Consider the following 10,595-nt stretch of genomic DNA (forward strand, 5'->3'; position numbering starts at 1 on the left):
GGCGCCATTTAACCGGCGTCGGTTTTCTGGCCTACGGCTGCAGGGTCCAGTGGCCGGAATTCTGGCGCTGGCGCGGGGCGATGGGGCCGTCGTGCTGGGTGTAGATGAAGCGGCCCTGGCGGTCGCTCAGGCAGGTCAGCAGCAGGGTGTAGCGTGCGGGGCCGGCCGGGTGGCTTTCGCTCATCTGGATCTCCGCGATATGCGGGGCCAGGCGCTGGTAGCGGTAGCTGCCGCCGATGCGCAGGTCGGTGCCGAGGATATCCAGCACGTACTGGTTGCCGGTGAAGCTGACCTGCACCATGCGTCCGGCGTTCGGATTGTCCGGCGCATACAACGGATCGCTGAGGTTGGTGAAGTGGCGCTGGTCCAGCGTGACAGGTAGCGTGCAGTTGGCCGCGGTGGCCAGGGCCGGGCAGAGCAGGGTGGCGAGCAGGGCAAGGCGATGCATGGTGGAACCTCCTTGGGGGTGTCCTCGCCATGCTCCGCACTGCGGCGGTGTTGTCTCTAGGAAAACGTGCAAAAGCAATGGGCTCAGATCCCGCTCCGCAGCAAGGGGATGTGAGCCCAGGGGCCCAAAACACCAACGCCCGGGCGAGCCCAGGCGTTCGTGCCCCCTTCATGCTGGTGGCGCGGTTCAGCCGGCCAGTTCGGCCTGCTCGCGTTCGATGCCGTACTTGCGCAGCTTTTCCACCAGGGTGGTGCGGCGCAGGCCAAGCAGCTGGGCGGCGTGGGCGACCACGCCCTGGGTGCGTTCCAGTGCTTCGTTGATCAGGCCCAGTTCGATGCTGGCCATGTGGTTGCGCAGGTCCATGCCCTCGTCGGGCAGTGCGGCCGGTGCCGCCGGGCGATTGACGGCGATACCGTGTTCCAGCGCCGGCTGGTTGCCGCTGCCGGGTGTGTGGAAGGAGAAGCTGCGCAGGTCCAGTCGCTCTTCGCTGGCGGCGGGCGGTGCCGGCGCCAGCGCAGCGACGGCGGCCAGTGCCGCATCGCCACGATAACGGGCCGGCAGGTCCTGTACGCGCACCGAGCCACCCGGATGCAGTACGGCCAGTCGTTCGACCAGGTTGGTCAGCTCGCGCACGTTGCCCGGCCATTCGTAGCCGGCCAGCGCCTGCAGGGCTTCCGGGGTGAAGCGCACTTCGCCACGGCCAGTGCGGGCCAGCTGCGCGGCGATGGTTTCCACCAGTGCCGGCAGGTCTTCGCGACGCTCGCGCAGCGCGGGTACTTCAATCGGGAACACGTTGAGGCGGTAGAACAGATCCTCGCGGAACTTGCCCTCAGCGATGCGGGTCTCCAGGTCGCGATGGGTCGCGGCCACCACGCGCACGTTGCAGCGGATGGTCTGGTTGCCACCCACGCGCTCGAAACTGCGCTCCTGCAGCACGCGCAGCAGCTTCACCTGCATCGGCAGGCTCATGTCGCCGATTTCGTCGAGCAGCAGGGTGCCGCCCTCGGCCATTTCGAAACGGCCCTTGCGCGCGGTGAGCGCGCCGGTGAAGGCGCCCTTCTCATGGCCGAACAGTTCGCTTTCCAGCAGGTCGGCCGGAATGGCGCCGCAGTTGATCGCCACAAACGGTCCGTCACGGCGTGGCGAACGCTGGTGGATGGCGCGCGACACCACTTCCTTGCCGGTACCGGATTCACCCAGCACCAGCACGGTAGTATCGAATGCGGCCACCTGCTCGATCATGGTGCGCAGGGCGCTCACTGCCGGGCCGTTGCCGGTGGGTCCCTGGTCCTGCGCGGCGCCGGCCTGATGCTCGGCATCCAGGCGCTTGAGGCTGGCGCGGCGCAGCAGGGCTTCCATCTGCGCGTGGCGCAGCGGCGTTTCCAGCGGCCAGATATTCGCTTCATGCAGCCCGTGCTGCTGGGCAAACATTGCGGCATCACCATCGGCCAGCAGCACCGGAGGCGGCAGGCTGCTGCCGCCCAGCCAGTTGTATAGCGCGGTGCTGGCGGGGCTGTCGTCCAGGCTGCCGACGATCACCGCCATCCAGTCGTTCTGGCGCTGCCGGCCCAGGTCGAAGTCGGCCGCGTCGGAGACCCAGCGCGGATTGAAGTCCATGAATTCCAGCAGGGCAACGGTGCGCTCTGCGCGCACGGCGTCGTTGTCCAGCACCAGGATGCGCGATTCACTCACGACTGTTCCTCCCTGAGGCCTTCCAGGATCGGCATGACTTCCTGGATGTAGGACAGCTTGCTGACAAAGTTGTCGGCACCGGCACGCAGCGCGTGTTCGCGGTGCTCGGCGTCGTCGAAGTGGCTGGCGATCACGATGTACGGTGCATCGTCCTGCGACTTGATCAGGCGGGTGGCCTGCAGGCCGCCCATCTCCGGCATGGCCAGGTCCATCAGCACCACCTGCGGGCGCAGCGTTTCCGAGCGCTCGATCGCTTCCAGGCCGTTGCCGGCACTGCCGACGATCTGCAGCCAGTCGATCTTGCGGAAATGGCGCATCGCCGCGTTGATGAAGCCCTCGTGGTCATCGACCAGCAGGACCGTGAGCTTGTTCATGTCCAACATCCTTTTCAGCCCACCCGGGCCAGCTGCGGTTGCCTGGCGCTGAGCCGGCGCCGTTCGCGGGCCGGGGCGATATCCAGTTGTTCTCGGTATTTTGCGACGGTTCGGCGGGCAATGTTCACCCCCTGGCGTGACAGCAGGCCGGCAATGGCCTCGTCGGCCAGCGGACGGCCGGCGGGTTCGGCGTCGATCAGGCGGCGGACCATGGCTTTCACCGCCTGGCCGGAGACGCTGGCGCCTTCCAGGCGCACGGCGAAGAAGTGCTTCAGTTCGAAGGTGCCGCGCGGGGTCTGCAGGAACTTGCCGGTGGTGATGCGCGAGACGGTGGACTCGTGCATGCCGATTTCCTCGGCCACTTCCTTCAGGGTCAGCGGCGCCATCGCCTCTTCGCCACTCACCAGGAAGGCGGCCTGGCGCTCGACGATCACGCGCGCGGTGCGCAGCAGGGTGTCGTAGCGCATCGACAGGCCGCGGCTGAACCAGCGCGCCTCCTGCAGCATCTCGCGCAGTGCCGGCGCGGCTTCGCTGGTTTCGGCCAGCGCCTGTTCGTACTGGCTGTTGATCGAGACGCGGCGGCTGGTGGCCGGGTTCAGTGCCACCTTCCATTGCCCATCGGCGTGCCAGGCGACGACGTCCGGCACTACCACAGCGTTGCGTTCGGGCAGCAGGCTGTCGCCGGGGCGCGGCTGCAGCGAGAGGATCAGGCGCACCGCCTCGCGCACGTCGTCGATCTCGGCGTCGTGCTGGCGGGCGAGGGCGGGGTAGTCGTGCGCGGCCAGTGCATCGAGCGCGCCATCGAGGATGCGGGCGGCCAGGTGACGCGCGGGGACCACGCCGTGCAGGCTGCGCAGTTGTGCCTGCAGGCCTTCGCGCAGGTCCTGCGCAGCCATGCCAGCCGGTTCACCGTGCAGCAGCTGCTGGCGGATGGCCTCGACGCCTTCGGCGGCGATGTCGAACTGGGCGCTGGCCAGCAGCTGCAGCTGCGCCAGTGGCGCCTGCAGGTAGCCGGCCTCGTCGCAGTGGTCGAGCCAGAACGCGGCCACCGCCAGTTCGCTGTCGTCCATGTCCAGCGCCAGGCGCTGCAGCACGCGCAGCTGAGGGTCGGTCGACTCACCGGCGGCAATGCGCGCCATGCGGTCGTCGTCGCCGTCCTGCCAGCTGGCGCCGGCCACGTCCCACATCGAAGACTCCGGCAGCTCGTCGAACGCGGCGGTTTCCAGCGTGGTGGCGCTGACCTCGGTGGCATCAGCGGCAGGCGCTTCGGCCTCTTCGATCTCCAGCAGCGGGTTGGAGTCCAGCAGGCGCTGGATTTCCTGTTCCAGGTGCAGGCCATCAAGCTGCAACAGCCGTATCGACTGCAGCAGCTGCGGGGTGAGGTGAAGTTGTTGGCCCAGCTGGGTCGAGAGTGCAGCCTTCATCGTGGTTCCCCGGCGCCGCTCCCCGGCGCCTTGTGGAACGCATCTTGCTTTTGATCCGGCGTGGGCGGAATCGGGGGGTTCCTGAGGGGATTCGTGGTTGTCCCGACAGGATGTAGGGGTTATCCCTACATTGGCTCGGGATATTGACGAAACGGGCCGCCAAGTCATTGATTCGTCGTGCCGACGCAGCGGGTTTTGCAGCGGCCGGTGTACGGATTCCTGTCAGGGAAGGTCGGGGTGACGGGAATTCGTCGCCGGTGCAGTGCCGGGCAGGCGTCAGATCCCTTTCCTGCGGAAAGGGATCTGACCCCATTCGCAGGCAATCACTCCAGCTCGTGCTGGTGGCGCGCGGCCAGCAGCAACAGGTCATTGGCGCGGCGGCAGCCCAACGACTCCATCATGCGTGCGCGATGGGTTTCCACCGTCTTCACGCTGATGCCGAGGTCCGCGGCGATTTCCTTGTTGCTTTCGCCCTTGCCGATGCGGCGCAGGATCTCGCGCTGACGCGGCGACAGCGCGGCAATGCCGGTAGGCTTCTCGCGGCCCAGCATGGGTGCCAGCATCTTGGCCGAGATCTGGGGACTCAGGAACACCTGGCCGGCATGCGCGGCGCGCAGCGCCAGTTCCAGCTCCTGCGGTGCTGCATCCTTCACCACGAACCCGACCGCACCGCGATCCAGGGCGTCGCGCACATGGGCGGCATCGTCGTGCATGGTCATCATCACCACCCGGGTGCCCGGGGCGCGCAGGCGGATGTCGCTGAGCGCTTCCAGGCCGGTGCGGCCCGGCAACGAGAGATCCATCAGCACCACATCCGGCGCATGCTGCAGCGCCAGCTGCAGTGCCTGTTCGGCGTTGCTGGCCTCGGCGACGAGCTGCACGTCGGCAAACCCCTGCAGCAGCCGCGCCAGGCCGGCGCGGACGAGGGTGTGATCGTCGACGATGAGAACTCGCACAGGCACGCAACAGATCCGTGTAGGGGAGTCCACCTTAACTTAGCTGAACGGGCGCGCCAAGGCTTGCCCGCCAAGCGTGATGGTGGCAGCTTTCAGCGCGCCCGGCGCGCCTCGGCCACCTGGCGGCGGTGCAGTCGGAACAGGTGCCGTTCCATTGCCATTTCCAGGCCGTCGCCGAGGCGCTGGAAGCGCAGCCACAGGAAGTGGCCGCCGCTGCCGTCGGCTGCCTCGGCGATCACTTCCACCGGCAGGTCGATGTGGTCGGGCAGCCAGTCGCTGGGCTGCAGGCGCACCACGCCGGCCTGTCCGGGGCTGGCACCACTGCGCGGGCCCAGCTGCAGGCGGATGCCACGGCGCGACCAGCGCACCGGGCGCAGGGGCAGTTCCAGGCCCTGCTGGCGCACCAAGCGGCCGAGCAGCACCATCGCCAGGTCCAGCTTGGCTTCAAGGCGTTGCAGCTGCAGGGTGGCCTCGTTGCGCTCGTCGTGCTCGTCAACACGGCTGTCTTCGACCAGTGCCAAGCTGCGCAGCAGGCCTTCGGCACCGCTGGTGCGTCCGGCCGCGCTGCCCGCCTGGAACTCGGCCGGCAGGGCCAGCTCGCAGCTGAGCGTTTCGTCGAACAGCTCGCTTTCGGCAGGATGGTGCAGCGACGTGGTCGGCAGCTGGGTCATGCCAGCGATTCTGCCTGCAGGTAGGCATGGGCGGCGCGAAGAGAGCGCTGACCGTCATTCATCAGTGCGGCTGCTGCATCGCGGCGCTGGCGCAGCAGGCCCAGAAGGCTCTGCTGGCGCTCGAACAGGGCGCTCAGCGGCGCGTGGTCCGCAGCGGTCAGCGGCTGGCTGAGCAGGGCATGCAGGGTGCTGTCGTGCCCGTCGAGCAGGCTGTCGGCCTGGTCCAGGGCGTCATCGCCCAGTGCCTTCTCGAAGGCATCCAGCTGCGCGTGCAGTTCGGGCAGGCTCATGGCGCCACCGCGGCCGGGCGGCGCTGTTCGTGCGGGATCGCGTTCCAGGCGCTGTCGATCTCGCCCAGCAGCTGCAGCGATTCATCCAGCGCGGCGCGGTCGTTGTGCAGGTTGGCTTCGGTCAGGCGCTGCAGCACGTAATCGTACAGGGCCGACAGGTTGCCGGCGATCTCGCCGCCGGCCTCATGGTCCAGCGAGCCGTTGAGGTGGCCGACGATCGCGCAGACTTCGCCGATCGCCTTGCCCTTGCCGGCCTGGTCGCCGCGCTCGAGGCTGGCCAGGGCGCGACGCACGCGCTCCAGCGCGCCGGCCAGCAGCATCGCCACCAGCTTGTGCGGATCGGCATCGGCGACCGCACTGGTCACTCCCACCTGGCGGTACTGCTCGGCATATTGACGGCTGGAACCGTACATTCGTGATTCTCCTTGCGCGGGGTGCCGCCGGGCGATCGTGGGGATCGGTGCCGGCGGCGCGGCGATGATTGCTGTTGCGTCCGTTATCGGTGCATTGCGCGGCAAACTTGAGTGCCACGCACGCATCGTCAGCGGTTCAACTGTGCCAGCTGCTGCTGCAGCGCCGTGTTGCTCTGCTGCAACTTGCCCATCAGGCTGTCCAGCGCGATGAACTGCTTCTTGTAGCGCTCTTCCACGCTCTTCATCCGCGTGTCGAGATCCTTGCGGCGCTTGTCGATGTTGTCCAGCGTGGTGTTCAGTCCCTTGGTCCGCGCGACGAACGCGCCTTCCTTGCCGACCGTGGTGCTGACATAGCCGTCGACCAGCGTGTACAGCTTGCCGGCACCGCCGGTATCTCCGGTGATCGCCTGGCGCATCTTCTCCGGCTGGCTGGCCAGTGCGGCGGCGAACTTGGTGGTGTCCAGGATCAGCGTGCCGTCGGCATTGGGGTAGCCGCGGGTATCCAGACCGATCGCCTTGGCATCGAGCTTGTCACCAGCCAGGTCCTTGAGCACGCTCGACATCACCGAGCGCAGCTGGCTGGTGGCGCCGCGCATCTGCGCATCACCGGTCAGCGTGGAGGCTTCTTTGGTCTTGGCGTCGTACTTGGTTTCGGTGTTGATCGCCGCCAGTGCGGCGTTGTAGGCGGTGACGAACTCCTGCATCACCTTGGTGGCTGCCGCAGTGTCGGTGCTGATGGTCACCGTGCTGGTGCCCGGCATCTTCAGGTTCAGGGTCAGGCCCGGAACCGCATCGGCCACCGTATTGCTGGCGCTTACGACCTTCACGCCATCGATGGTCAGCTCGGCGTCGGCGGCGGCGGTGTTCTGCTTGAGGCTGTTGACCAGTCCCCCCAGCTTGGCGTCGCTGCCTGCGTATTCGAGCTTGATCGCGTTGGCGGCACCGGTCTTCTCCTGGGCGATCGACAGGTACTGGTTGTCGCCGGAGCTGATCAGGGTGGCCTGCACGCCTTCCTTGCGGCCAGCCGCATCGATCTTGTTGCGGATGGTGGTCAGCGTGTCGCCGTCCTCCACCTCCACGTTCATGGTCTTGGCCTTGTCGCCCACGCCAACGGTCAGCGTCAAGGTTCCGGCAGCAAACGTGTCGGTCTTGGGTACCGAGGTATCGGCGATCAGTTTGTGCGCGGTGGCCAGCGAGGTGACATTGACCACGTGCGTGCCATTGGAGGCGGCAGCCTTGGTTGTGCCGACGTCATACAGCGCGACCGACGCCGTCAGGATCTCGTCGGTGCCCTTGTCGCCGCCTTTGCTTGCGGTCACGGTGCGCGTGTCGAACGCCGTGGTGGCCTTCAGTGCGGTCAGCGCCGTCTTCAGCTTGTCGAAGGCCGAGGTGATGGTGCCGATCGACGACAGCTGCATCTTGGCCTTGGACTGCTGCAGGTTCAGCGCATTGTCGGCGGGCTTGCGGTCGGCTGCGACCAGCTGGTTGACGATGTCCGAGATGTTGAGCCCCGAGCCAATGCCACCGTATCCAAAGTCTGCCACGTCGTTTCTCCTGGTATCCGGGCCCGGCCGTCGTGCGGTGGCCCGTCGTCAACGAAAATAGCGGCCTGCGCCGCTGGGTCTTGAGGACTTCGTTGATGCACGTGCCGTGCCAATCGCCTGGCGCGGGTTCTGGCACGCGGGTTGCAGGTGGGCTGGGGCAGGGTGCGGGTGGGTTCACCGCGGGCTGCCGGGAGTCTGCAAAAAGCCCTCCCCCAATGCAGGGGAGGGATCAGACTACTGACAATCGGGGGGAGACGAAGCCGCCCGGTACGTACAGTCAAAGGTACAGCGCTGAAAGAGAGGTCCGCAGGAGCGGGCGATGCCAAGCCGGTTCGGGACTCATCCCGGGCCGGGCATGGCCCGCGCCTTCGTGCATCGTGGCTTCCCGGTTGCCGCTACCGTCGGTTCGACCCGACGGTAGCGGCGCCTTCTTGCCGTGGATCAGCGCAGCAGGCTGAGCACGCCCTGCGGCACCTGGTTGGCCTGGGCCAGCATGGCCGTACCGGCCTGCTGCAGGATCTGGGTGCGGGTCAGCTCTGCGGTTTCCTTGGCGAAGTCGGTGTCCTTGATGCGGCTACGCGAAGCCGACAGGTTTTCCGACGAGGTCTGCAGGTTGGCCACCACCGAGGTGAAGCGGTTCTGGATCGCACCGAGGTCGGCACGGGTGCTGTTGATCGCACCCAGGGCCTTGTCGACCACTTCCATCGCCTGCTGTGCACCCTTCACGGTGGACACGTCGATCTTGTCGGCGAACTTGGCGGTCGGCGCGGCACCTGCGGTGAACCCAGCGATGGTGCTGCTGAAGGCCGTGAAAGCACCGGCATTGTTGACGCTGTCCTTGACCGAGGTCAGCGTGAGCGCGCCGGCCGCGTCGGCTTCGGCATAGACGCCGGTCTCGCCGATCTTGGCATTGATCGCGGTTGCGACGGCCTTGCCGGCTGCCGCGGTGTTGGCGGCCGCATCGCCGACGCTCTTCACGGTCATCGCGTCGAAGTTGACGACGGTGCCCTTGCTGTCGGTGATGGTGAACGCGGCAACAGCGGTATCAACGTTGTCGGCACCGGTGACGGCAGCAGTGGCCGTGGCGAACTGGGCACCGCCCAGGGCGTTGGCCTTGGCGTCGATGGTCTTGTCGATGGCGATGGCCTGGCCGGCGTTGGCACCGACCTGGAACAGCTGGCTGGAGAACGAGCCGTCCAGCAGCTTGGTGCCGTTGAAGTCCGACTGCTTGGCAACGCGGTCGATTTCCGAGACCAGCTGGGTCACTTCGGCCTGCAGCGCCTTGCGGTCGCTGGCCGAGTTGGTGGCGTTGGCGGCCTGCACCGACAGCTCGCGGACGCGCTGCAGGTTGTTGCCGATTTCGGTCAGCGAACCTTCGGCGACCTGGGCCAGCGAGATGCCGTCGTTGGCGTTGCGGATGGCGACGTCGGTACCGCGGATCTGCGTGCCGAAGCGCTCGGAGATCGCCAGGCCGGCGGCGTCGTCCTTGGCGCTGTTGATGCGCGAACCGGAGGACAGGCGCTGGATGGTGGTGGCCAGCGAGCTGCCGCTGGTGCTCAGGTTACGCTGAGCATTCAGGGACATGGTGTTGGTGTTGATGACTTGTGCCATGGTGCTTTTCCTTTGGCGAAGGTGGAACGTGTTTCAGAAGCCGGGCGGCGGTTCAGATGCCACCCGGCGGTCGATCAGGGAGCGGATCAGCGCAGCAGGCTGAGCACGCCCTGCGGCACCTGGTTGGCCTGGGCCAGCATGGCCGTACCGGCCTGCTGCAGGATCTGGGTGCGGGTCAGCTCTGCGGTTTCCTTGGCGAAGTCGGTGTCCTTGATGCGGCTACGCGAAGCCGACAGGTTTTCCGACGAGGTCTGCAGGTTGGCCACCACCGAGGTGAAGCGGTTCTGCACGGCGCCCAGGTCGGCACGAGTGCTGTTGATCGCACTCAGGGCCTTGTCGACCACTTCCATCGCCTGCTGTGCGCCCTTGACCGTGCTGACGTCCAGGTCACTGGCGAACTTGGACGCCGGTGCGGCGGTCGCCAGCGTGGCGGTGAAGGTCGGTGCGGTAGCGCCGGTCCAGGTGCCCACCGATGCGGTGATGGCCTTGAACGAACCATCGGCGTTGACGCTGTCCTTGACCGAGGTCAGGGTGACGCCAGCGGTGCCGTTCACTTCGGCGTAGACACCGGTCTCACCGATCTTGGCGTTGATGGCAGTCACCAGCGCCTCGCGGGAGGCCTTGCCGGTGGCAGCGGCGTCGGCACCCTGCTTGACATCGACGTCGGCGATGGTAACGCCATTGATCTGCAGGCCAGTGACCTTGAGGTCGGCGTTGGTGCCCGGGTCGGCCAGGGCCAGCGAGTTGGTGTCGAACTTGGCGCCGCCCAGGGCGTTGGCCTTGGCATCGATGGTCTTGTCGATGGCGATGGCCTGGCCGGCGTTGGCACCGACCTGGAACAGCTGGCTGGAGAACGAACCGTCCAGCAGCTTGGTGCCGTTGAAGTCGGACTGCTTGGCGACGCGGTCGATTTCCGAGACGAGCTGGGTCACTTCGGCCTGCAGGGCCTTGCGGTCGCTGGCCGAGTTGGTGGCGTTGGCGGCCTGCACCGACAGCTCGCGGACGCGCTGCAGGTTGTTGCCGATCTCGGTCAGCGAGCCTTCGGCGACCTGGGCCAGCGAGATGCCGTCGTTGGCATTGCGGATGGCGACGTCGGTACCGCGGATCTGCGTGCCGAAGCGCTCGGAGATCGCCAGGCCGGCGGCGTCGTCCTTGGCGCTGTTGATGCGCGA

At 67.0% G+C, this 10,595-nt stretch carries 11 protein-coding genes; all 11 read right to left on the reverse strand.

All coding sequences use genetic code 11. The annotated features are described in order from the left end of the window. Positions 1 to 31 precede the first annotated feature (31 nt). On the reverse strand, positions 32 to 448 hold the full coding sequence (locus ACM0O9_RS18415; protein ID WP_049460596.1) for a hypothetical protein: 417 nt from the start codon (positions 446 to 448) through the stop codon (positions 32 to 34). A gap of 186 nt (positions 449 to 634) precedes the next feature. After that, the gene (locus ACM0O9_RS18420) at positions 635 to 2,140 is read right to left on the reverse strand and encodes a sigma-54 dependent transcriptional regulator (protein WP_065178549.1); all 1,506 of its coding nucleotides are present in this window, start codon (positions 2,138 to 2,140) and stop codon (positions 635 to 637) included. Further along, a complete protein-coding gene (locus tag ACM0O9_RS18425) occupies positions 2,137 to 2,514 on the reverse strand; it encodes a response regulator (protein ID WP_005409556.1) in 378 nt (125 codons plus the stop codon). Before ACM0O9_RS18425 ends, ACM0O9_RS18420 begins: the two co-directional genes overlap by 4 nt. A 14-nt stretch (positions 2,515 to 2,528) precedes the next feature. Beyond that, positions 2,529 to 3,938 carry an RNA polymerase factor sigma-54 gene (gene rpoN / locus ACM0O9_RS18430; RefSeq protein ID WP_414604169.1) on the reverse strand — a complete coding sequence of 470 codons (1,410 nt, stop codon included), beginning with the start codon at positions 3,936 to 3,938 and terminating at the stop codon, positions 2,529 to 2,531. 323 nt (positions 3,939 to 4,261) lie between these two features. After that, on the reverse strand, positions 4,262 to 4,894 hold the full coding sequence (locus ACM0O9_RS18435) for a response regulator (RefSeq protein WP_005413261.1): 633 nt from the start codon (positions 4,892 to 4,894) through the stop codon (positions 4,262 to 4,264). A gap of 92 nt (positions 4,895 to 4,986) precedes the next feature. Next, the gene (locus tag ACM0O9_RS18440; protein ID WP_069138606.1) at positions 4,987 to 5,565 is read right to left on the reverse strand and encodes a PilZ domain-containing protein; all 579 of its coding nucleotides are present in this window, start codon (positions 5,563 to 5,565) and stop codon (positions 4,987 to 4,989) included. Next, positions 5,562 to 5,855 carry a hypothetical protein gene (locus tag ACM0O9_RS18445; RefSeq protein ID WP_005416446.1) on the reverse strand — a complete coding sequence of 98 codons (294 nt, stop codon included), beginning with the start codon at positions 5,853 to 5,855 and terminating at the stop codon, positions 5,562 to 5,564. The genes ACM0O9_RS18440 and ACM0O9_RS18445 overlap by 4 nt, the downstream gene beginning before the upstream one ends. Next, positions 5,852 to 6,268 (reverse strand): flagellar export chaperone FliS, encoded by a 417-nt coding sequence (gene fliS / locus ACM0O9_RS18450; RefSeq protein WP_005416447.1) that lies wholly within the window; start codon positions 6,266 to 6,268, stop codon positions 5,852 to 5,854. Before fliS ends, ACM0O9_RS18445 begins: the two co-directional genes overlap by 4 nt. Before the next feature lie 128 nt (positions 6,269 to 6,396). Beyond that, positions 6,397 to 7,812, reverse strand: coding sequence for a flagellar filament capping protein FliD (gene fliD, locus ACM0O9_RS18455; RefSeq protein WP_005416448.1), 1,416 nt, complete (start codon positions 7,810 to 7,812; stop codon positions 6,397 to 6,399). 441 nt (positions 7,813 to 8,253) lie between these two features. After that, on the reverse strand, positions 8,254 to 9,423 hold the full coding sequence (locus ACM0O9_RS18460) for a flagellin (protein WP_061478706.1): 1,170 nt from the start codon (positions 9,421 to 9,423) through the stop codon (positions 8,254 to 8,256). 86 nt (positions 9,424 to 9,509) lie between these two features. Next, positions 9,510 to 10,595 (reverse strand): flagellin (locus ACM0O9_RS18465; RefSeq protein WP_495495898.1); only part of this gene is annotated, 1,086 nt, incomplete at its 5' end.

This window comes from Stenotrophomonas sp. FR012 (assembly GCF_047520565.2).
Taxonomy (GTDB): domain Bacteria; phylum Pseudomonadota; class Gammaproteobacteria; order Xanthomonadales; family Xanthomonadaceae; genus Stenotrophomonas; species Stenotrophomonas sepilia.

Coding starts and splice junctions, on each gene's coding strand:
- rpoN (WP_414604169.1), bottom strand. CDS start 3,938: ATGAAGGCTGCACTCTCGACCCAGCTGGGCCAACAACTTCACCTCACC.
- ACM0O9_RS18425 (WP_005409556.1), bottom strand. CDS start 2,514: ATGAACAAGCTCACGGTCCTGCTGGTCGATGACCACGAGGGCTTCATC.
- ACM0O9_RS18445 (WP_005416446.1), bottom strand. CDS start 5,855: ATGAGCCTGCCCGAACTGCACGCGCAGCTGGATGCCTTCGAGAAGGCA.
- fliS (WP_005416447.1), bottom strand. CDS start 6,268: ATGTACGGTTCCAGCCGTCAATATGCCGAGCAGTACCGCCAGGTGGGA.
- ACM0O9_RS18440 (WP_069138606.1), bottom strand. CDS start 5,565: ATGACCCAGCTGCCGACCACGTCGCTGCACCATCCTGCCGAAAGCGAG.
- ACM0O9_RS18460 (WP_061478706.1), bottom strand. CDS start 9,423: ATGGCACAAGTCATCAACACCAACACCATGTCCCTGAATGCTCAGCGT.
- ACM0O9_RS18415 (WP_049460596.1), bottom strand. CDS start 448: ATGCATCGCCTTGCCCTGCTCGCCACCCTGCTCTGCCCGGCCCTGGCC.